Origin of the sequence: Rubrobacter marinus, from assembly GCF_011492965.1 — a bacterium.
Classification (GTDB): domain Bacteria; phylum Actinomycetota; class Rubrobacteria; order Rubrobacterales; family Rubrobacteraceae; genus Rubrobacter_F; species Rubrobacter_F marinus.
This window is the reverse complement of the sequence record NZ_CP045121.1, coordinates 3,589,721-3,610,620: the sequence shown is the minus strand read 5'-3', so window position 1 is coordinate 3,610,620 and position 20,900 is coordinate 3,589,721. Positions and strand designations below refer to the sequence as shown.

Sequence of the window (20,900 nt, the reverse complement as noted above, 5' to 3'; positions counted from 1 at the left end):
GATCTCAAAGATTTCAAGAAGGAGAACGCCCAAGATGAGCGATAACACCAGCGCCGCCCGTGCCGGTACCGCCGAGGGTTCGTCCACAGGCGGGGCGAAGGAGCGCTCGCCTACTCCTCGTCGTCGTGGTGGCGGCCATGCTGATCATGGCCTTAAACCAGACCTGCGTCAACGTCGTGGTGCCGGACATCCGGCGGGATTACGGGGCGACGCAGGGGCAGGCAGGGTGGGTCGTGACGGGGTATCTGATTGTCGTCGCCGTTACTATCCCGCTCTACGGGCGCGTCGCCGACCTGTACAGTCCCAGAAGGACTTTCGCTTTCGGCCTCTTCATTCTCGCCGCGGGCTCGCTGGCCTGCGCGCTCGCGCCGAGCCTGCCGCTGCTGGTTGTCGGGCGCCTGCTGCAGGCGGCCGGGGCGTCGGCCATCCCAGCGCTCGGCTTCGCCTCGGTCGTCAGGGCGATGCCGCCCGGAAGGCGGGGCACGGCGATCGGTCTGCTCTCTTCGAGCTTGGGCGTCGGCGCGGCCGTGGGACCCGTGCTCGGCGGCTTCGTCGCCGGGCTCGCGGGCTGACACTCTCTCTTCTACCTGACCCTGATCCCTGCCGTGCTCCTCATCCCCGGCGCCCTCCACGCCATGCCCGGGACCGCCGGCGGCGGTCCCGAAAAGCCGGCGGGTTTCGTGGCAGCCTTGCGCCGCTTCGACGTTCCGGGCGGGCTCTCGCTGGCGTTTTCGGCGGGGCTCGCGCTCTTCGCGGTGACGCAAGGACAGGTCGTGGGGTTCGCCAGCCCCGTCTCGTGGGGCAGCTTCATGGTGGCCGGGATATTCGCCGCCCTCTTCGCCCGACGCATAAGGCGGTTCTCCAACCCGTTCGTCGCGCCGCACCTCTTCCGCAACGGGGGGGTTATGGCCGCGTCGGTCACGGCGTTCTTCGATGTTCGCCTACTTGGGGAGCATGGTGCTGGTTCCGCTGATGCTCACCGAGGTCAACGGGCTCTCCGCGGCCGTGGTCGGGCTGGTGCTGGCGCCCGGGGCGCTCGTCTTGGCGGTTCTCTCCCCGGTCGCGGGCAGGCTCTCGGATCGGCTGGGGCCACGGACGCTCGTGCGGGCCGGGCTCGTCGTATTTGGGCTCTCTATGTTCCCATCTCTGCGTTCGCCGCCGGTGCCCCCTCTGCGGCCGTTATGTTCGGCGTGCTGGGCCTGAGCGTGGGCTTCTCGATTGTCCAATCCCCGAACTTCAACGCGGCTGCGGCCTCGCTGTCCCTTGAGGAGAGCGGGGTGGGACTCGGGATATACCAGACGCTCTTCGCCCTCGGCGGTGGGTTCGGGCCCGCCATGGCCGCCACCTTTCTGGCGGCACGCCAGGGGGCCGAAACGGGAGCGATCAACCCCTTCTTCACCGCAAACTCGGCCCCCCCCCCGTACTCTGACGCCCTGCTGCTCCTGACGGCCGCCGCGCTCGTCTCCTTCGTCGCGACTTTCGGCTTGAAGGACAGCGCCGCCAAGGGCAATAAAGGCTGACTACCGCAGGCGGCTGGGGTCGGGCTTCAGCGCGGAACCGCTAGCAAATACACCGGATCCCGCGCAGCCGGAGGCCCGGATCGCCGACCCGCAAAAGGCCGAGGATGGGTAGGCAGATGAAGCGGCGGTGGACCAGCGAAGAGACCGAAGAAGCATGGACACTTGGCCCCTACGAGTACGCCCTGCTCTCGGGCAAGTAGTGTCCGTCGATAACACCGCGTTATCCATCAACGGCGAGGACCCGGTCGAGCTTCGCGCGCTAGAGGAGGTGGACGATCGACGTACATCCACATCGATCTCGGGATCCCGCTCGACCTCCTAGGCCGCAGGGTAGCGATTACGTGTCGGGTTGGTGCGGGCAACGGCGGCGGCCCTTACCGGCGGGCGATGCTCCTCACGAACGTCAGCGACGCGCTCGCCGCCGGGGACAGGGACGTCCGGCTCCAGGCGACGGACGGCTTCGCCGTCGGCGCCGGCGTCGCGAGCTGTCGGTAGGCGACGCCCTCGATCTTCAGGTTGCCGACGGGGGCCGGAAGCAGCGCCACGCCGGCCCGGCCGCCACGAACCCCAAAGCCACCAAGAGTTCGGTCGTTTCCACCGCCACCCCGGGGGCGAAACCGTGCCCTTTGCACGCTTCCCGAAACTGCTCGTTCCAACCGGGCTCCCGTGCCCGGTCGGCGACCACGAAAGGTTCCCCGAACATCGCGTCGAGCCTCACCCGCCTCGAGTCGGCTAGGGGGTGGTACGCGGGCAAGACCGCGACCAGCGGTTCTTCTGCGAAGGTCTCGGCTTCCAGGTCCCCGGGACCGCGGTCGGGGGGCAAATACAGGAACCCGACGTCCAGTCTCCCGGCCCCGAGCGCCTCGACCTGCGCGAGCGAGTTCATCTCGCGCGCGGCGAGCGACACCCCCGGGAAGCGTTCGCCGAACGGACCGACGAGCCCCGTCAGAACCCCGTGGGTGGCGCTTCTCACCACACCCATTCGCACGCGCCCCTCTTCCCCGGAGGTCGCCCTCTAGGCCTCGAGGACGGCGCGCTCGCTGTTGTCCAGACTCGCGCGCGCCCCTCAAGAACGCGCCCCCCGCCTCCGTCAACCGCACGCCGCGGCTCGAGCGCACCAACAGTTGCAGACCGAGCTCCCTTTCCAGCCGCCGTATCTGCTGGGTCGCGGCCGGTTGCGCGACGCGCAGCCGCTCGGCCGCCCGACCGAAGTGGAGCTCCTCCGCCACCGCGACGAAGTACCTGAGATGCCTGAGTTCCATGAGGATCGCTTACCTATCCGTTCGGTACCGCGCTGCCGGGGTCATGACTCTTCGATCCGCCCATATAGGCGAAGGTTGTGAGCGGCGTCCAATAGCTTTTTTGCTTCCGTCGACAACGCCGCGTTATTCGCCGTCGGCGGGGACCTGGTCGGGCTTCGCGCGTCGCGTGACGGGCGGTCATGGCCCGGTCCGGTCGGCGCCGGAGGGCGCGGGCCGAAGAAGACGGGCGACCCGAAGACCGGCGCGATGGCATCCATCCCCAATCACCCCACATTCCGACAGGTCTCGAACATTGCTCAATTTTCTGAACTAAATTAAACAGGACGCGCGGAGGACGGATCCCTTCGTGGTTGGGCCGCGCGTCCGGGTACTCGTGCGCGGACCGGTCCGCCGGCCTTTCCGCCGAGTAGACCTCGCGCGTGCCGGAGAAGGTGCTGCCCGTTGCCGCCGCCTCTGATCACGCTCCTCCGTGCCCACAAACACCCTCTGTGTTATCGTTGGTTTATTTTCTAACACAGTTAAGTAGAGCCGTCAAGCGGTATCGGGCGTTCTCTCGAATCGCGTTCGCGGGTTGGCGCAATGGGGGGTGCTATCGTCGGATACGCACCGGGTCTCTGCGCCGCGCCCATCGATATCACGCTCGCGTGCGCCTCCCCAATCCCGCGCTCAAGACGCCGGCCGCGCGGCCAGCGTCCGGGGCTCCCGGTGCGGTCGGACCGCGTCACCATCCCGTAGAGCAGACCTCGCCGCAACTGCCCGGCGTATGCGTGCCGCCAGTCTGGCAGGAAGGACGCTCTGATTCGGAGGCTTACGAGCCTCAAAGGTCGATGACCGTTCGGGCGATGACGCTGTACTGGCACACGGCGCCTCTGAATCTCTATGCAATCTTGCAGTACCGCCCGAACCTCAAACCTCGCCATAAACCCTGCGACGCGTGGGCGGATTTAGCGTAGCAGGAGTTCGAGGTTTCGAAAAAGCGTGAAACCCTGTAGGTATGGACCGCGATCACGCTCGAGCCCCGAATCTTCCTGCCAACGTCACTCCCGCTATGTGTCGCGCACTTAATGACGAGGTATGCGAACCTAGCCCGATTTCCCTTACGGAAGGCACGAAACCCACATGCCAATTTACGATAAGGAATTGATGTCCTGCGAACTTCGGAGACCGTTCCTTCTAGGACGTACGTTGAATAGAGGGCGGGAGGCCTTCGGAAGGACCTCGCGCCGAGCCGAAGTGGATGGCTTCCTACTCCGCCCCGTAGATCTCCTTCCGGTTCGGGACCGGCCGTCCTACCGGTTATCCTGCGCGGGGCCCGCATCAGTCGGGGGGCGCAGGCCGTCGAGCGCGCTTCGGAGGATTGGCTCGAGGTAACCGGCGTCGCCGGGGATCCTGGCGACGGCGGCGACCATGTCGAGGACCTGATCGATCGTGAGGTCGTCGCGGACCTCGTGGGTGTGTTGTGCGGCGGCGAGCAGCGGCCGTCCGGCGGCGAGCACGCGGGCGCGGTTCTCGTTGAACATCGGGTTGCTGCCGTCCGAGTGCTCGAGCAGCTCGGAGGCGACGTGGCGCTTGCTGGCGTAGAAGGCGAAGAAGCGGTGCAGCCAAGCCATGAACACCGCCCCGGGCGTCTCGCCGTCGACGGTCCCGGCGGCCTCGCAGACGGCGTCGACCTCGTCGGTGTAGAGGGCCTCGAGGAGCTCCCGGCGGCCGGGGAAGTTGCGGTAGAGGGTCGCCATGCCGACGCCGGCGCGGCGCGAGATCTCGGCCATCGACACCCCGGAGTCCGGGTCGGCGAACGCAGCGCGGGCGGCCACGAGGATCTTAGCCCGGTTGCGCTCGGCGTCGGCGCGCCTCGCGGGCGGGGTGGACCGGGGCGGTTGGGATTGGTCCGTGCGCATCGTGATCTCCAAGTGGACAACCTATCCGTTACGGATTATAGTACGGCGGACAGGCTATCCGGTTGCCAACGCACCAGATTCTACCACCCGCCGCGACCGGCTCACGGCAGCGTAAGGAAGGAAGTCTGCATGAACTACAGACCTCTGGGACGCACCGGCATAAGGTCAGCCCCTACTGCCTGGGCGCGATGATGTTCGGCGCCCTGGGCAACCCCGACCACGAAGACTCGGTCCGGATCATCCACAAGGCCCTGGACGCGGGGATCAACTTTGTCGACACCGCCGACATGTACGCCCAGGGCGAGTCCGAGGAGATCGTCGGCAAGGCGCTCAAGGGCCGGCGCGACGACGTCGTGCTGGCGACGAAGTTCCACTGGCCGATGGGGGACGACCCCAACCGGCGGGGCAACTCGAGGCGGTGGATCGTCAGGGCCGTCGAGGGGTCGCTGCGCTGCCAGCAGACCGACCACATCGACCTCTACCAGGCGCACCGACCCGACCCGACCCGAGCGTCGACGTCGAGGAGACGCTCTCCGCCTTCACCGACCTCGTCCGCAGCGGCAAGGTGCGCGCCATCGGATCGTCGACCTTCCCAGCCTCCGACATGGTAGAGGCGCAGTGGGTCTCCGAGCGGCGCGGCCTGGAGCGGTTCCGCACCGAGCAGCCGACCTACTCCATCCTCAACCGAGGCATCGAGCGCGAGGTCCTGCCCGTCGCCGAGCGCTACGGGATGGGGACCATCGTCTGGAGCCCGCTGGCGCAGGGCCTGCTCACCGGGCGCGTCCGCAGGGGTCAGCAGACCGACCTGCGCCGCGCGAGCGTGTTCAGCCACCTCAGCGACGAGCGCCGCATCGACGCCGTCGAGCAGTTCATACCCATCGCCGAAGAGGCCGGAATTACGCTGACGCACATGGCGATGGCGTTCGCGATCTCCCACCCCGGCGTAACCTCCGCCATCGCCGGCCCACGCACCATGGGCCACCTCGACGACCTGCTCGCAGGCGCCGAGACCGTCCTCGACGGCGAGGTCCTCGACCGGATCGACGAGGTCGTCCCGCCGGGGACCGACGTCGGACAGCTCGACATGGCCTACGACCCGCCGGCCATCGAGCGCGCGAACCTGCGCCGCCGGCCGGCTGGCGAGCGCTCCGCCGCCTGAGATCACCCACACGGCGGACGCACCCGAAGCGTCCGTCGCCGAGGCGGCCCGGCGCGACACCGCCCAGCACCATGTGAGAGTTGAAACCCAAGCAAGCGAAAGGCATCAACGATGACGACAACCCCCGAGAGCGCACCGGTGAGCCTGGTCACCGGGGCCAACAAAGGCATCGGCCTGGAGACGGTTCGACGCCTCACCGGCGCCGGGCCCCGCGTGTACCTGGCCGCCCGTGACATCGAGCGTGGTCGCGCCGCCGCCGAGACCGTCGGCGTGCGCCCCATCCAACTGGACGTAACGTCCGACGACTCGGTCCGGCACGCCGCCGAGATCGTCGAGCAAGAAGAGGGGCACCTCGACGTGCTGGTCAACAACGCCGGCGTCACCGGACCCTTGCGCGACGTCCACCGGTACAACGGCGACGACGCGGCCAGGGTGCTGCTGACCAACGTGGTCGGCTACGTCAGGGTGATCCACGCCTTCCTCCCGCTCCTCGAGCGGGCCTCAGACCCGCGCATCGTCAACGCGAGCAGCGGAACGGGTTCGTTTGCGCTGTTCCACGACCCAAGCCGGATCGAGTCGCGCGCTGGCACGCCACTCTACAGTGCGGCTAAATCCGCGATCAACATGCTGACCGCCCGCTACGCGCAGCTACTGCCCGGTATCCGCCTCAACGCCGCCGACCCCGGCATGACCGCCACCGACCTCAGCGGCGGACAAGGTCACCCGCTCGAAGACGGAACCGACGCCATCATCGCCTTCGCCCTCGGCGGGCCCGACACGCCGACCGGAGCCTTTCGCGACCGCGACGGCGATCTCCCCTGGTAACCCAACCAATCTCGAAAGGACCAACCATGTACCTCATCACCGGAGCAACCGGCAACATCGGCCGCAGCGTCGTCGAGCAGCTGCACGCGGAAGGCCACGACGTCCGCGCCCTCGTCCGTAGCGCGTCTCGCGCAGAACTCCTCCCCGATGGCATCGATATCGCCGTCGGGGATCTCGACGACGCAGGCAGCGTCGCCGCGGCGCTCGACGGCGTCGGCGGCGTGTTCCTTCTCCACGCCGGCGAGGGCACGAGCCAGACGCAGATCATGATCGACGCGGCGCACTCCACTGGGGTGAACCGGATCGTGCTGCTCTCTTCGATCGGCGCCCGCCTCAGGCCCCTGCCCATCATCGGCGCGACGCTCGCCGCTCGCGAGGACCTGCTCGTCGAGTCGGGACTCGACGTCACCTACCTGCGACCTAGCGGCCTCTCGTCGAACGCGCTGCGGTGGGCCGAGGGGGTCCGCGAGCACAACCGCGTCGTCGATGCGACCGACCCGGGTCGCGTGCCCGTTGTCGATCCCGACGACGTCGCGCGCGTCGCCGCGCTCGTGCTCACCGAGGATGGCCACGTCGGCGACGGCTACATCCTCAACGGGCCGGAGGCGCTCACCTCCCGCGAGCAGGTCGGGATCCTCTCCGATGTCCTCGAACGCTCCATCGACTTCGTCGACGTCACGCCCGAGCAGCTCGCGCAGGACAGCATCAAGGACGGCACCCCCGTCCAGGCTGCCGAAGCCATGCAGAACCTCAACGAGCTGTTCCGCGCGGGCCGGGCCGGCGTGATCGCCGACGACGTCGAGAACCTCACCGGCGTCGCGCCGCGGACCTTCCGCGACTGGTGCGAGCGCCACGCCGACGCATTCCGCTGAGACGCGGCCCTCCGATCCACGTCCTCTCCTGCGTCTGCACGGTCGTCCGCCGCCTTCGCGGGCGTTTAGCCCGCCGTCGTCCCGACCGTCTCGATCGCGCTGGACCTAGGCTCCCGCCGCGGCCGCGCGCTCTGCCTGACGAACCTGGAATAGTCTTCCAAGATGGTGATCGCGTAGGCCTTGGAGCCGACGAGGCTCTCGTCCAAGACGTCGAGATGACGGACGTCGGCGCTCCGGAACCGGTGTCGCCTCTCGGCCCGGAAGGGCACTTCCCACTTCTACTTGGCCAGCCCCTTGGGTTTTTCGAAGCCCGGCGTCCCTCTTTTCGGCCGGCTTGACGGCTCGCATACGCCGGGCAATAGATGGCGAGGTCTGCCGTAGAGATCCCCGAAGGCGTCGAGGGTCTCCCCCGCGTCGTGGCGGGCGGTGATCCTCGGGCTCTCCCGGCCCATCTCTTCCCTCTCGCGCTCGTTGACGGAGAGGACGCGCGTCAGCGAGGCGGCGTCTTCGACCTCCCCGTCGCGCCCGATCAACCCCGGCGCCGACGAGAAGACTTAAAGCAAGGACCAGAAGGCGTGTAGCGCGGCCGCCCCTTCGCCGGGTCTTGCACCATCCACCAATGGCCCAACCCCTCCAGCACCTCGGTGCGGGCCCCGCCCTCTCGGCGGCGCGGCGGCGGATCTCTTCGGAGCCCAAAAGCTCGTCCCGGTGGCCAGGATGCTCAGGCCGGGTCGCTCGGCGGCGGCTTCGAGGTTTCTGCCCAGCTCGGCCATCACCGGCTGCGCGGCCGAGCGGTACAGCGCCAGGATGGCGCGGCCCATCTCCTCGTTCTGTCCGGCGGCCAGCGGTTCGGCCACCCGCCGATCCATGCCGCGCCCGGCCATGCGCTCGGCGCGCTGCTCCGCGGTGCCCCCCAGCAGCCGGGCGACCGACTCTTCGCCTTCGCCCGGGGTCTGCCACGTTCGGGCGAGGTCGTGCCAGACGTAGCCGGGATCGAACAGGCCCACCGTGTCGGACGCCCAGCTGCGAAGCAGGTCCGGGCGGGCCATCGCCACGTTAACGACGTGCCCGCCGCCCCAGTCGTGGCCGACCAGGTCGACGGGTCTATCGAAGGCCTCCAACTCACCGATCAGCCAGTCGCGATACTCGGTAACCGTGGCGCCGAAGCCGGGCTGGATCGGGGCTCCGAAGCCCGGCGGTGAGAGGCGTACGACGTCATCGCGGCCCAGTTCGGTCAGCAACGGGTCCCATACCGCCTCGGTCTCCGGGTTGCCGTGCACCAGGACCACGGATGCGCCTTCATCCATACCGTTTACCTCCTCCTGTTGCGGGTGCTTGGCCGACGCTACGGATCAGGGCACCGTGGACGTGGCGAGCAGATGCGAGCCCTTCCCGTGGCGAAGAGATGCGCGGGTTGAGAAGCATGACACAGACCGGTCTCCGCGGCCAGCCTGGGTCCCGCTACGCGTCCCGGGCACCGCGGCGAGGTTTCCTACGGGGAGGCTCATCGCGCGTCTCCCGCCCGCGATGCCTCGACGGGATCTACGAGAGCCTGCCCGTCTCCGACGCTGTGGGTCGCCCAGCCCTCGAGCCGGCCCCGGTAGACGAACCCCAGCGAGAGCAGCGCGACGACGCCGAGGCCCGCCGTGACGATCGCGGTCGTCGAGCCCGCCACCGCGCCGGAGGCCAAGAGCACCGTCATCAGCGCGGCCGGTATCCTGCCCAAGACCATCGCCACGAGGAAGCGCCGGAAGGCGAGCTTGGAGATCCCCGCCAGGGCGACCGCGGCGTCGTCCGGCGTGAAGGGGACGAGCAGGACCGCGAAGAGCCACCAGCCCTTGACGTCCAGCCTCGCGGCGTACCTGTCGTGGACCTCCCGGCCCACGAGCCTCGCGACCAACGGCTCGCCCCACCTTCGCACCGCTAAGAACGCCAGGACCGAGCCGACGACCGAACCCGCCAGGCTCAGCGCGAAGCCCTCCCAGACGCCGAAGGCGATCGCCCCCGTCAGGGTGACGGGCGCCGAGGGGATCGGCGCGACGAAGACCTGGGCGACCATCACCGAAAAGAAGACGATCGGCGCGGAGGCCCCGAACGAGAGGATCACGTCCTCGATGATCGTCGCGTACGTACCGGCCAGGAGGGTCGCCATCCCGCCCAGGGAGGCCGCGAGCCCGCCCAAAGGAGCGACGAGACCGCCGAAGTCCGCGCGCAACCCGGGGGAGAGCACGTAGGCCAGGAGCAACGTCCCGGCGACGGCGAGGACCCCCACGAGCCACCTCCCCGCGGACGCCCCGAACGCGGGTCCGCCTCTACCAACCATCGTCTTCGCCATCTCCCTACTCCCTTCTACCGTTCGCGACCGAGGTCGTTTTTTAACTATGGTGAATTGTAGTTAAAGGACGGTCGTGCCCTCGTGCGTCCCCTCCGGCGGCTTCAGCCCGTTCGTTCCCGTCCGTCGGAGGTTGCTGCGGAGGCGACGGAGAAGGCGCCGGATGCGGGCCTGTTGCCACATCCAGGCCCCGGTGAGGATTACGGCGGGGAGGACGGCGGCCTGCATGAGCAACACGAACGTCTCGCTGTCGCGCGCCGAGGTGTAGACGAAGACCCCGATCAGGAAGCCGACCAGAACATGCGTCCACCTGAGGATGGTCCGCGTCGTCTTGTTCGGGTTGCCCATCGCTTTGACCTCCCGATCCTGGTACTGGTGGCTAGGAGCTCTGCCGGGCGTCCGATTCCGGCACGAGCACCACCTTGCCGCTCGCCCGGCCGGAGGCCAGGAACTCGAGGGCTTCGGCCGCCTTGCCGAGCGGCATCCGGGTGCTCGCGTGCGCCTCTATCTTCCTGCCTGCGAGCAGCGAGAGGACCGTCGCGAGGTCCTCCCGGAAGAGCTTCGGCCAGCGCCTCACGTAGTAGAACGTCGCACGCCTGCCGTCGGGCGTGGCGTTCCAGCGGAGGACGCGGGCGAAGATCGGCAGGTACGGCTTGATCCAGTGCCCGGTGCCGGAGAGCGTGGAGGCGGAGCCGTAGGTGACGAGCGTCCCGCCCCGGCGGAGCATCCGGTAGGAGTCCACGAGCCCGGGCCCGCCGACGTGGTCGAAGACGGCGTCCACGCCTTCGGGCGAGACCTCGCGCACCCGGGCGGGCACGTCGTCCCTGTAGTCGACCGGCGTGGCTCCCAGGGCGCGCACGTACTCGTGCTTTCTGGCCGATGCGGTCCCTATCACCTCGGCACCCGCGAGGCGCGCGAGCTGCACGAGCAGGGTCCCTACCCCGCCCGAAGCGCCGTGCACGAGCACGGTCTGCCCGGGGCGGACCCGCGCCGCCCGGTGGATCATCTGCCAGGCGGTGACCCCGTTGGTGACGGCCGAGACCGCGTCGGCGGGGTCGAGGCCCGCGGGCACCGGCGTCACGTCCTTCGCGTCGAGCACGACGCGGTCGGCCCAGGAGCCGGTCTCCGTCAGCGCGGCGACCCGGGCGCCGAGCAGTCCGTCGTCGACGCCCTCCCCGACCTCTTCCACCTCGCTCACCAGGTCGTAGCCAGGCACGAAGGGGAACTTGGGCTGGCCGAAGTAGCGGCCCTTGAGCATCTGCACCTCGGAGAAGGCGACCCCCGCGGCCTCGACCCGGACGGTGACCTGCCCGGGTTCGGGGGAGGGCAGGTCCCGCCGGTGCGCCTCGAGCACCCCCGGCCCGCCCTCGCGCGGCATCACTATCTCGGTCCTCGTGGTCGTTTTGGTCTCTGTGGTCTTCAGCATTGTTGGTGCTCCTTTCGGGGTTGCGTTACCTGGGTACTTACTTGATCGCCGTCTGGGCCAGGGCCTCGCCAGCGCCATAAGTGACGGGTTCCGGGACGATCTCCGGCGTCGGCCGCAGGGCGAGCAGCGCTGGCACCGCGACGGCGACGGCGACGGCGTTGATGATGGCGCCGACGACGAAAGTGGTGAAGGTTCCGCCGGAGATCAAACCCCAGACGGGTATGGACATGAACGCTGCGTAGAACCCCGCGGCCGGCGCGAGGAACTTCACGAGCGCCCGCGGGTCGTAGCGGCGGTAGGACATGTAGAAGCCCAAGGTGTTGCCCAAGACGGCCGGGACGCTCGCCAGCAGCACCTTCACGATGCCGAACTGGGCAACCTCGCCCGGCGCCCCCAAAGCCGGCGGGGCCGCGCCTGCGATCAAGGTGTTCACGGCGAAGGCTATCGCCGACAGGAGCAGGCCCACCACGACCACGGCGGCCGGCCGGATCTCGCCCCCCCGACTAAACATAATGCGGTTCATCTTTGTCTCCTCTTATCGATCAGTTTCTAACATCGTCTTTATATTTGACTTAGTTAAGTAGTGGCTAAAAAAAGGGGGGCTCCTCCCTCTATGCGGCGAGCCACGCGTTCACGAGGTCGCGGGCGGCCTGATCCGTCAGCTTCTCGGCCTCTTCGTTGCCGCCCTGGAGGCGGCCGGCCATGGCGAGGGCCACGAGGCCGTGGAAAGCGCCCCACGCCAGCGTCACTTTGGTCCAGACGTCTTTTGTTTCCTTTCCGTTCTCGACGAGTATCTCCTCCAGCACTTCGGCCATGGTTCCGGCTATCTTCTCTCCTTCCTTCTGCAACTCCATCACGGGGAACGAGACCCCCCCGAGGCCGTACATGACCTGGTAGAGGTCGGGGGATTCGAAAGCGAAGCGGCACCAGGTGCGGGCCATGGCCAGCAGGGCCTCTTCCGGGTCGTTCGAGGAATTCCGGGCCTTCTCGATGGCTTCGAGTTGGCCGGCGTAGCCCTCCCGCACGAGCTCGAGGAGCAGGTCCTCCTTGGAGTCGAAGTACTCGTAGATCACGGGCGGGCTGTACTCGACGTACGCGGCGATCTTGCGGATCGTCACCGCCCGCCAACCCTCCGTCGAGGCAATCTCGCGCGCCGCGGCCAGAATGCCGCTCCTCAGCGTCTGCCTCTGCCTCTGCCCGCGCTCCTTGATGCCCATGATCCTTCTTTCTTCGACCTATGCTCACTGTGTTAACTAAGTTAGTTAAGGCTGTCAAGGGGTAGCGATAGCATCTGGCGCATACGCTAAGTTCGGTACGCGTTCATCCACCCACCGCCGGTACGGTCGGCATGGCCGTGACTTCGAATCGTCGAGCCGCCCGATGCCGCCTGCGCCGTCCCCAGACGTACGGGTGACGGTGGGCGTTCCAGTACTCGACGGCGCGCGAGATTGCCTCTCGATCTGCCGCCAAGTCTTGAAGAAGCGGCCAGCGAGGGCCAACGAGTGGGGGTCTTCCACCACGGCTCGACCAGGTTGGTGGAGAGGGAGTGCGGACGCTGCTTCGACGGCGTCGTCCGTAGCGGCGGACCGATGGAGGTGAGGACCGCCCCCTGCCCCAATTGCCGAGGGACCAGCAAGGTCCTCTCCTGTCGCGGCTCGGAAAAGCGTCGGGATGCGTTGGGCTTGGTGGGCAAGAACGCGAGCGCGGTAGGCGTAAATTCGGGACACTGTGTCGAGAGGAGAAGCATAAGTGACCGAGCACGCTCCCTCCCGACCTTCGCGAACCGGCGACAAACCGACCTCTCTAACGGCTCCGTTGACTGTTGGCCCACACGAAAGCGGCCATGCCGAGGGCAATCTTGTCGGTCGGCGAGCCCAGATCCTTCTCCAAGATCTCTTCGGCGCGGCGCGTCCTGTACCCGATCGTCTTGGGGTGCACGTTGAGGCGCCTGGCTACCTCCTCGTGCGATCCCACGGTAAGCACCAGGGCCAGGGTCTCGGTCAGCCGCGAGCCCGTCTCCGAGTCGTACGCCAAGAGCGGTGCGAGCAGGCCATCCGTGAACGATTCCAGGTGTTCGGAGAGTTCCGGCTTCGCCAGCAAGCTACGCAACCCCACACCGCCAACGTCCGAGACGTATCGCCCGTCGTTGTCTTGCCGGAGCCCCTTGGCGGTCGTGACGGCCTGAAGGAGGCTGCCTTGCAACCCCTCGAAGGAGTCGTAGACGGCGCCGTGCACCAGCCAGAGGGCGGCGGGCTCGAGCGCCTCCAGTAGCGCGTCCCTTACCGCCGAGGGTTCGCCGCGCGCGGGTTTGTCGAGCAGGAAAACCCCGACCGCACCGTTCGTTAAGATGAGAGGGCTCCCAAGTTTGTCCAAGGCGATCTCCTGGGCTACCAGCTTCGCCCAAGCGCGGTTCGCGTTTCCGGCCGCTTCTTCTCCGCCGGCCCAGGCCAACGCCCACACTCCGCCGCCGTCGACGGGTAAGCCCAGACGGCGCCCTTCGCGACACGTCTCCGCAGTGGGCGACCGCATGACTTCTTCGAGCCAGTTGGTGCGCAAGCTGCTCAACCGGTCGTTCGTCTGCTCCGCGCGGTCCAGGACGACGTTGCATGCCGCGGCTACGTCGTCGAGAAAATCCGGCCATCCCGCCGGCGGCAGGGACACCGTGGACCATACGTGAAGGTGACCGCGTTCTACCTCCCCATGGGGTGCCAACGCGACGGTTCGAGGAACTCCGATGCTCGCCGGCGAGCATCGGAGTTCCTCGAACCTATCGGTTCTGCTCGGCGCGTAGGGACGCCCCTCGGCGTTCGTGACGATGGCCGGTCCTCTAGCGAACTTCTCAACCCACGATTCGAGGTCCTGCACCTTGCTGGAGCGCGTAAGGATGCGGCGCAGCTCGGACCTCTTCTTGGCGAGGTACGCGTCGTCGGAGGGGAAGAAGTACCGGGACACCGGTCTCTCGCCGATCAAGGGCTCGACGCTGCGCGCCAGCCGGAGCAGCAAAACGCGCTGCGCCGCGGTAAAACGCGATACCCTTCTCCTGGCCCCGTAGAGGACCGCGCCCGAACCGGGGACCCGACCGCTCAGGGGAACGGAGAGCACCGTTCGGGCGCCTTGCTTGTCGACGTCGTCCCGTACGTCCGGGTGTCGGTACTTGCTGTTAAGGTAATCATCTACGTGAATTGCCTCTCGGCGGGCGAATGCCCGGCCTCCAACCCCTTCGCCTACGGGAAGCTCGAGGTTGAAGCCGGTCCCCGTGGCTCCGATGTGCCACTCTATCTCGATGGCGCCGTTGGCGGCGTCACCCCAGAAGGTGAGATCGGAATCCGACGCCATCCTGGCGGTGTTCAGCAACGTCGGTAGCGCCTGGCCGTCCCCGTCGGTGATGGCTTCTCGAAGTTCCGGTCCGAGAGGATCGTCCGCGCGGTGGAAATAGAGGTGCTCTTTGTACTCCACCTCGAGCAGCATCTCCAAACCCTTCTTGTAGTCATCGACCCCTTTGATGAGCGAAGGTGCTTGTTGCCGTGGTTCCGACCAGACGATCCAGAGCGCCCCCGGAATCGGCGCTTTGGGACGAAGAGGGAACAACAGAGGCCACGCATCGTACAGGTGCGATCGTCTTTGCAGGCACGGCGGCCTCTGTCCGAGAGCATGAACCATGATCTCGAATGAGTCATCTAGACGGGCGGCGATCCAGCGAAGCATCTCCGTTGCAGAAGGCCCCACATACTCTACGGACCAGGAGCCGTAGTCTTCTGCTCGTGGACGGATCAAGGCCGTGCCCGCGACAGGAGCGGCGGTGATTACCTGAGCCAGGGCGCCTCGCAGGGCCGCCGAACGCTCCCGCGGGTTCAGCGCGGCCCGCCTCAGGCAGTCCTCCGCCAGCGATCCAGGGCCTCGTCTCTCGGTTCGCAAGTCGCCCACCTCGACCGGACTGTCTCTGGGGATAAACGTCGGCGCCATTTCTATCCTTGCGGCCATAGTAACAGGAACACCGCTCCCTCATACTTGTTGGCACTGGGAGCGCAAGCGGCGGGTGGCCTCACGGACCGCTCGCCGGGTAGAGGTGCTTCGCTGGGGAAGGGAACGGAGGCGCCCGAGATTGGTCTCTTGCAACGCTACGCGGCCGCAGGAAGGCTCGCGCGCAAGAGCGGGCGAGGACTCTACGAGCACGAGTAGCCTGTCCGACCGAGGAGGAACAGAAGCTATGGACACTGAAAAGAAAACGCCGTTTAGCGCCCGCCGTTAAGGAGCCGAGGGTCACGGAGAAACCGAGCTCGAAGGAGGTGCTGACGCCGACACCAGGATCGCGATGCGCCACACGGCCGAGGACGTCCCCGGACAGATGGCGGCGGTCGGCGGCTTCCTCGTCCAACCAGCGTGAAAGACCTGCGCCCGCGGCCGCCGAGCCACCCCTGAACTAGGAGCGAATACATGAGCCCACAAGCTGCGTACCCTTCCTCCGACGTGGATCTCTTCTCGGACGAAGCCCTGGCGGACCCGTACCCTTACTACGAGCGGCTGCGGGAGGCCGGCACCGCCGTTTACCTGGAGAGTATCGACGTGTGGGCCCTCCCCCGCTACGCGGAGGTCCGGGCCGCCGCCGCGGACTGGGCCACGTTCTCGAACGCTGGTATCGCGCTGACGCCGGAGATGAACGAGGCGTCCGCTGGGACGGTGCTGGGGGCGGACCCGCCCGTCCACGAGGAACGCAGGAGGACCTTGGACTACGGGCTCTCCCCCCGCCTCTTGAGGCAGCATGCCCAGGCCTCCATCGAGCAGAGGACCGAGGAGATCGTGGGGGCAGCGCTTGCGCGGGGCCATTTCGACGCCGTCGCAGACCTCGCGCATGCGGTCCCCGCATCGGTGGTGATAGACCTGATCGGGCTACCGCAGGAAGGACGGGACCGGCTGGCCGCCTTCGCCGACGGGACCTTCAACGCCTTGGGACCGGCCAACGAGCGGACGTTCGCGGGGATGGCTACGTTCGGAGAGCTGTTCGAATACCTCTCCACGGTGGCCACGCCGGACCGTCTCATGCCGGGAAGCATGGGCATGACGATCTACGAAGCGGCCGACCGGGGGGAGATCCCGCACGAATCCTGCGTCTCGCTGATGGCGTCCTACGTCGCCGCCGGTCTCGACACCACCATCCACGCCATCAGCAGCGCCATCTGGTTGTTCGCCCGGTACCCCGACCAGTGGGACCTGGTCCGCGAGGATCCCGACAGTGCGATTCCGATGGCCCTCAACGAGGTTCTGAGGATCGAATCCCCGATCCCTTATTTCGGGCGCCGGGTGACCCGCGATCACGATCTCGGCGACGCGACGTTGCCCGAGGGCGCCCAGGTGATGCTGATGTACGGCTCCGCCAACCGCGACGAGCGCAAGTACAGGGAACCGGAGAGGTTCGACGTGAGCCGCAACCCCACGGACCACCTGGCCTTCGGGCACGGGATCCACCGGTGTGCCGGGCAGGGCCTCGCGCGCATGGAGTTCGTCGCCGTCATGAAGCACCTCGCGCGCGGGGTGCGCCGGTTCGAGATCGAAGGGGAGCCCGAGCGTCACCTGAACAACGATCTGAGGGGCCTCTCTCGACTGCCGGTGAGTGTGGAGAAGAGCTTATGAACGCGGAGAATCGTGGGTCGGGGCGCGACCGACCGGAGATCCGAGCGCGCAGCGGGTCGCTTATCGACCTGTCCGCCCCCATCGTTCCGAGCCCTCCGGAGACCCCGGCGTTATGGAGGACCGACATCGATTACCTGGACCACGCTGGCGGCGCTGCCGAGGCCCAGGCGCTCTTCGGGGTTCCCCCGCGCCTCTTGCGCGACGGGGAGGGCTGGGCGCGGGAGACCTTCACGAGCTTCGGCACCCACAACTCGACGCACGTGGACGCGCCGTGGCACTACAACTCGACCGTCGGCGGCGAGCGGGCTCAGACCATCGATGAGCTGCCGCTGGACTGGTTCTTCGGGCCTGGCGTGGTCGTGGACTTCACGGACAAAGCCGACGGGGAGGCCGTTACCGCGGACGAGATGTCTCGTGCCATCGACGAGGCGGGACACGAATTGCGCGAGCGCGACATCGTGCTGGTGCGCACTGGCCGCGACGCTTTCTACGGGGACCCCGAATACGCCTCCATGGGTCCCGGCGTTACGGCGGAGGCGACGCGCTGGCTCTTCGAGCGGGGCGTGCGGGTCATGGGCATCGATGCCTGGGGGTGGGATCGTCCGTTGCACCTTCAGGCGGAGGAGGCGATCGGGCGGGACGAGAGCGGCATCTTCTGGGAGGCGCACCAGGCGGATCTGCCCTACTCGCAGATCGAGCGCCTCGTCAACCTAGGATCGCTGCCCCCGACAGGCTTCCGGGTGGCCTGCTTCCCGCTGCGGCTCGCTGGCGCGAGCGCCGCGCCGGCCCGGGTGGTCGGGATCCTGGACTAGGTGGAGGCGACACACACGGGCAGCATCGACTTGCACGCGCCGACAAGCTCACCACAGGGGTCCTAGAACTGCCCTGGAGCGTGAAAGACGGCGAAGCCGCGGTGGAAAAGTTCGCCCGGGAACAGGGTTACAACCACCTCCAGGTTTCCGCCATGCTCGGCAAGCTCGTCAGGCCGGGGTACGTTAGAGAAGGCGGCCTCTTCCGCCGGGTGGTGAGCCTGGAATCCGCTGGCCGAAATGTCCTGGAAGAACGCAATCCGTATGATGCGTCCATTGACGCACGCGAAGGTTGGGAGGATCTATGCGCATCGCGAGGTATGAGGTCGCAGGCGTCGACCAGCTCGGCGCGGTCAGGGACGGCGAGATCCTGCCCCTACCCGAGCGCGTCGGGGTGCTCGACCTGCTCGCCATGTCTCCTACCGAACGGGAGGATCTGGAATTAGGCCAGCCCGTTGCGATGAGCGAGGCGCGTCTGCTCTCGCCGGTGGAGCCGGTGACCATCAGGGACTTCGTCACCTTCGAGGAGCACGTCGAGGGCGCCGTGAAAGCAGTCGTAGGAGGCGGGGGGGAGGTAACGCCGGAGTGGTACGAGATACCTACGTTCTATTTCACCAACCCTCACGCGATCACGGGTCCGTTCGACGACATACCGGTGCCTCCCGGCTGCGGGCTCTTCGACTTCGAGCTCGAGGTGGCGGCGGTGATCGGCGGGCCCGGACGCGACCTTACGCCGGAGGAGGCAGAAGATCGCATCGCCGGGTACACGATCTTCAACGACTGGTCGGCGAGGGACCTTCAGGGCCACGAGATGCGCATCGGCCTCGGGCCCGCCAAGGGCAAGGACACCGCGAACACTCTAGGGCCCTGGATTGTGACCGCCGACGAGCTCGAACCGTACCGCCGCGACGGGCGTCTCCACCTCGAGATGACGGTCTCCGTCAATGGGGAGAAGATCGGCGACGACACGCTGGCGAACATGGCCTGGTCGTTCGAGGAGCTGGCCGCCTACGCCTCCCGCGGGACCTGGGTCTGCCCGGGGGACGTACTCGGGTCGGGCACCTGCGGACGCGGTTGCCTCGCGGAGCTGTGGGGAAGAGCCGGCCGGCGGGAACCGCCGCCGCTGAAGGTCGGCGACGTGGTGACTATGGCCGTGGAGGGGATAGGTGAGATCTCCAACCGGGTCGTCGAGGGCACGGAGCCGGTCGCGGTGCCACGGGCAAGGCCCGCCGGGTATCGGCGTAAGAGATGAGTCATCGGGGCGGTCGGCGGGTCCGTCGAGCCCGAGAAAACGGCCCTCTCGTACGGCGTGAGTTCGCCCCTCCGAGGTGGAGGCGGCGAGCGTCGAGGAGTTCCTGCGGCTGCTGAGCGGGCGCGAGAGCACCGAGGTCCCTCGAGGTGAGCAACGCGGTGTGGCCCATCGGGCTGTGTTCGTTGCCCGACTGCTCGACCGGCGGGGCTCCGGCTACGGGTACCCGAAGGTCGGACGCTACGTTGTCGCCGCCTTCGCCTACGGGCCCGACGTGATCTCCTACGAGAGGACCATTTCCAACGCGGTGGAGTTGCTTGGGGTAGCTGGAAAGATCGCGGAGAGGCAAAGAGAGGCCTACGAGGAGGTTAGGACTGAGATAGGGCGCGGTATAGAAGGAGCGGGCCTTAAAGTGCCCGTCCAGGAGGGCCTCCCGCGCCACCCGACCGGCGCGGGCGAAGAGGGATAGGAGAAGACGTGGGGTACGCGACTTGCTATACGGCCGCTCTGGACGCCGATGATGCAGGCTAGGGAGGTATGCCACCTTGACGGCGAGCGGTAGCGGGGGAGATAGGAGGCGGGTCGACGCCAAGGCGGAAGTTTTGCATATCCCTTCTCGCACTCCCCGTTGCGAAGTCTCCTTAGACGCCAAACGACGTTGTCCGTAACCCGCGGTTGCCAGGTACTTGTCGGTCTTTCTCTGTGAAGAACACGAGCGCGGGGTATGCGAATGGTGGTCCAAGGAACCCGACTACATACGCGACGATTGTGTGCGGCTCGCCGATCTAACCCCCAAGGAAAGGGAGGCGCTGCCCGGGTGGTGGTTCACCGTGGACGAGGTAGCCGAGCAGCAGGGCGTCCGCCCGGGCACGGTGCACAATTGGATCCGGCTCGGCAAGTTGCGGGCGATGAAGTGCCGCGCCGGAAAGCGCCGGATCATGGAGGAGGACCTACAAGCCTACTGGGAGGGGCGACCTCCCCCGCAATGTCACGAGGAGCAGGAGAGCGCCGCGGACGCAGAGCAAGAGGAGCGTGATCGCGTCCGCGACGCCGAAGCCGCGAAGAAGTGGAGGGAGGCCGCCGACTTTATCGCCGATCTCGCCCGGGCCGCGCAACACGTGGATGAGTTCGCGGAGTTGGCTTTGCGGGAGGCTGAGCGGCGGTGCCGGGCGGCCGACCTCGGGACGGCACGCTCGAGGTTGAGGCATATGGAGAAACGCGAGCGCGACCATTGGAGCAGGGGCACCCGTTGGAACAATCCGTGGAACGCGCCGCCGTAGACTTCTTCTCAGTAATTTTCGGACGGCCGGCCGGGACCCTGAGGGTTTCACCCCGAATACTCGACGCCGAAGCGGTCCTTTTTGACACCAACGCTGACACCAACCTGGCCGGCATCCCGCGACACCCGGCGAACTCACGAACCTCGCACGGAAGAGAAAACGGCTTAAATAGGCGGGTTTCCGGCACCGGACGGTAGGAGGCGAAGATGGGACGATCTCCCAGATAAGGAAGAGGTCCCTGGTTCGAGTCCAGGCAGGCCCACGTCAACCTCGCGATGACCCACAACCTGACGAGCGGCCTGCTCCTCCCGGCCGCGGCCGCCTTCGTGCTCCTCGTCGAGCCGAGAAAGGTCCTGGATTGGAGGATCGTCCCGAAGGGCGTCGGTGTGTTCCTGATCTCGCTCGTCCCCTACGCCTACCTGCCCCTGAGAGCCCGCATGGACCCGCCCTCGAAGGTCCGGGAGCCGTCGGACTGGGAGTGGGGTCCGAGACCTCGTCACCCGCCGGTACGAGCGTGCTTTCGCGGGAGGGTTTGATCGGCACGGGCCGGACGCCGGAGTAGGCCGTCAGAGAACGTCCGTTTCGTTGCAGCGTGGCGGCGCTACGGGCAGCGAGACACCGGAAGCGGCCGGGTAAGCTG

General features: G+C 67.3%; 22 protein-coding genes and 3 pseudogenes. 12 read left to right on the top strand and 13 right to left on the bottom strand.

The window, feature by feature from the left end; translation table 11 throughout:
* Positions 1-137 precede the first annotated feature (137 nt).
* Positions 138-572, top strand: coding sequence for an MFS transporter (locus GBA65_RS18550; protein WP_166397818.1), 435 nt, complete (start codon positions 138-140; stop codon positions 570-572).
* 11 nt (positions 573-583) lie between these two features.
* On the opposite strand, the gene GBA65_RS18545 is transcribed toward GBA65_RS18550, so the two are convergent.
* Entirely contained in the window at positions 584-850 is a 267-nt protein-coding gene (locus GBA65_RS18545; RefSeq protein WP_166397817.1) for a hypothetical protein, read from the bottom strand.
* Between the two features lie 83 nt (positions 851-933).
* On the opposite strand from GBA65_RS18545, the gene GBA65_RS26795 reads away from it, so the two are divergent.
* Positions 934-1,203 (top strand): MFS transporter, encoded by a 270-nt coding sequence (locus tag GBA65_RS26795; RefSeq protein WP_166397816.1) that lies wholly within the window; start codon positions 934-936, stop codon positions 1,201-1,203.
* A 74-nt stretch (positions 1,204-1,277) separates the two neighbouring features.
* A complete protein-coding gene (locus GBA65_RS18535) occupies positions 1,278-1,520 on the top strand; it encodes a hypothetical protein (protein ID WP_166397815.1) in 243 nt (80 codons plus the stop codon).
* Positions 1,521-2,031: 511 nt separating this feature from the next.
* Here GBA65_RS18535 and GBA65_RS18530 read toward each other — a convergent pair.
* The 3 genes and pseudogenes from GBA65_RS18530 to GBA65_RS18520 all read right to left on the bottom strand — a co-directional run bounded on the left by GBA65_RS18530 (position 2,032) and on the right by GBA65_RS18520 (position 4,692).
* Positions 2,032-2,502 (bottom strand): LysR family substrate-binding domain-containing protein, encoded by a 471-nt coding sequence (locus GBA65_RS18530; RefSeq protein ID WP_166397814.1) that lies wholly within the window; start codon positions 2,500-2,502, stop codon positions 2,032-2,034.
* Between the two features lie 157 nt (positions 2,503-2,659).
* Positions 2,660-2,782: pseudogene (locus GBA65_RS26790) on the bottom strand (LysR family transcriptional regulator); the annotation flags it as partial.
* A gap of 1,289 nt (positions 2,783-4,071) precedes the next feature.
* Positions 4,072-4,692: a TetR/AcrR family transcriptional regulator gene (locus GBA65_RS18520; RefSeq protein ID WP_207955919.1), complete on the bottom strand. Its 621-nt coding sequence runs from the start codon at positions 4,690-4,692 to the stop codon at positions 4,072-4,074.
* A 117-nt stretch (positions 4,693-4,809) separates the two neighbouring features.
* Here GBA65_RS18520 and GBA65_RS18515 point away from each other — a divergent pair.
* From GBA65_RS18515 to GBA65_RS18505, 3 genes and pseudogenes are all read left to right on the top strand, one after another.
* Positions 4,810-5,839: pseudogene (locus GBA65_RS18515) on the top strand (aldo/keto reductase).
* A gap of 111 nt (positions 5,840-5,950) precedes the next feature.
* Positions 5,951-6,664: an SDR family NAD(P)-dependent oxidoreductase gene (locus GBA65_RS18510; protein ID WP_166397813.1), complete on the top strand. Its 714-nt coding sequence runs from the start codon at positions 5,951-5,953 to the stop codon at positions 6,662-6,664.
* A gap of 26 nt (positions 6,665-6,690) precedes the next feature.
* A complete protein-coding gene (locus GBA65_RS18505) occupies positions 6,691-7,536 on the top strand; it encodes an NAD(P)H-binding protein (RefSeq protein WP_166397812.1) in 846 nt (281 codons plus the stop codon).
* 65 nt (positions 7,537-7,601) lie between these two features.
* Here GBA65_RS18505 and GBA65_RS18500 read toward each other — a convergent pair whose 3' ends face one another.
* The 9 genes and pseudogenes from GBA65_RS18500 to GBA65_RS18460 all read right to left on the bottom strand — a co-directional run bounded on the left by GBA65_RS18500 (position 7,602) and on the right by GBA65_RS18460 (position 14,762).
* The gene (locus GBA65_RS18500) at positions 7,602-7,805 is read right to left on the bottom strand and encodes a hypothetical protein (protein WP_166397811.1); all 204 of its coding nucleotides are present in this window, start codon (positions 7,803-7,805) and stop codon (positions 7,602-7,604) included.
* A 9-nt stretch (positions 7,806-7,814) separates the two neighbouring features.
* A complete protein-coding gene (locus GBA65_RS18495) occupies positions 7,815-8,069 on the bottom strand; it encodes a hypothetical protein (RefSeq protein WP_166397810.1) in 255 nt (84 codons plus the stop codon).
* Positions 8,070-8,090: 21 nt separating this feature from the next.
* Positions 8,091-8,843: pseudogene (locus tag GBA65_RS18490) on the bottom strand (alpha/beta fold hydrolase).
* A 197-nt stretch (positions 8,844-9,040) separates the two neighbouring features.
* A complete protein-coding gene (locus tag GBA65_RS18485; protein ID WP_166397809.1) occupies positions 9,041-9,871 on the bottom strand; it encodes a TVP38/TMEM64 family protein in 831 nt (276 codons plus the stop codon).
* A 60-nt stretch (positions 9,872-9,931) separates the two neighbouring features.
* Positions 9,932-10,216: a hypothetical protein gene (locus GBA65_RS18480; protein ID WP_166397808.1), complete on the bottom strand. Its 285-nt coding sequence runs from the start codon at positions 10,214-10,216 to the stop codon at positions 9,932-9,934.
* Between the two features lie 31 nt (positions 10,217-10,247).
* The gene (locus tag GBA65_RS18475; protein ID WP_207955916.1) at positions 10,248-11,294 is read right to left on the bottom strand and encodes a medium chain dehydrogenase/reductase family protein; all 1,047 of its coding nucleotides are present in this window, start codon (positions 11,292-11,294) and stop codon (positions 10,248-10,250) included.
* 37 nt (positions 11,295-11,331) lie between these two features.
* Positions 11,332-11,817, bottom strand: a complete 486-nt coding sequence (locus GBA65_RS18470) for a hypothetical protein (protein WP_166397807.1) — start codon at positions 11,815-11,817, stop codon at positions 11,332-11,334.
* A gap of 88 nt (positions 11,818-11,905) precedes the next feature.
* Entirely contained in the window at positions 11,906-12,511 is a 606-nt protein-coding gene (locus GBA65_RS18465) for a TetR/AcrR family transcriptional regulator (protein WP_166397806.1), read from the bottom strand.
* Positions 12,512-13,097: 586 nt separating this feature from the next.
* The gene (locus GBA65_RS18460) at positions 13,098-14,762 is read right to left on the bottom strand and encodes a GAF domain-containing protein (RefSeq protein WP_166397805.1); all 1,665 of its coding nucleotides are present in this window, start codon (positions 14,760-14,762) and stop codon (positions 13,098-13,100) included.
* A gap of 966 nt (positions 14,763-15,728) precedes the next feature.
* On the opposite strand from GBA65_RS18460, the gene GBA65_RS18455 reads away from it, so the two are divergent.
* From GBA65_RS18455 to GBA65_RS18430, 6 genes are all read left to right on the top strand, one after another.
* Positions 15,729-16,922, top strand: a complete 1,194-nt coding sequence (locus GBA65_RS18455; RefSeq protein WP_166397804.1) for a cytochrome P450 — start codon at positions 15,729-15,731, stop codon at positions 16,920-16,922.
* Positions 16,919-17,734, top strand: coding sequence for a cyclase family protein (locus GBA65_RS18450; protein ID WP_166397803.1), 816 nt, complete (start codon positions 16,919-16,921; stop codon positions 17,732-17,734). The genes GBA65_RS18455 and GBA65_RS18450 overlap by 4 nt, the downstream gene beginning before the upstream one ends.
* 301 nt (positions 17,735-18,035) lie before the next feature.
* The gene (locus GBA65_RS18445; protein WP_166397802.1) at positions 18,036-18,983 is read left to right on the top strand and encodes a fumarylacetoacetate hydrolase family protein; all 948 of its coding nucleotides are present in this window, start codon (positions 18,036-18,038) and stop codon (positions 18,981-18,983) included.
* 76 nt (positions 18,984-19,059) lie between these two features.
* Complete coding sequence (locus GBA65_RS18440; protein WP_166397801.1) at positions 19,060-19,449, top strand: hypothetical protein; 390 nt, start codon at positions 19,060-19,062, stop codon at positions 19,447-19,449.
* Positions 19,450-19,750: 301 nt separating this feature from the next.
* On the top strand, positions 19,751-20,260 hold the full coding sequence (locus tag GBA65_RS18435; protein WP_166397800.1) for a helix-turn-helix domain-containing protein: 510 nt from the start codon (positions 19,751-19,753) through the stop codon (positions 20,258-20,260).
* Between the two features lie 275 nt (positions 20,261-20,535).
* Complete coding sequence (locus GBA65_RS18430; protein WP_166397799.1) at positions 20,536-20,796, top strand: hypothetical protein; 261 nt, start codon at positions 20,536-20,538, stop codon at positions 20,794-20,796.
* The last annotated feature ends 104 nt before the right edge of the window (positions 20,797-20,900 follow it).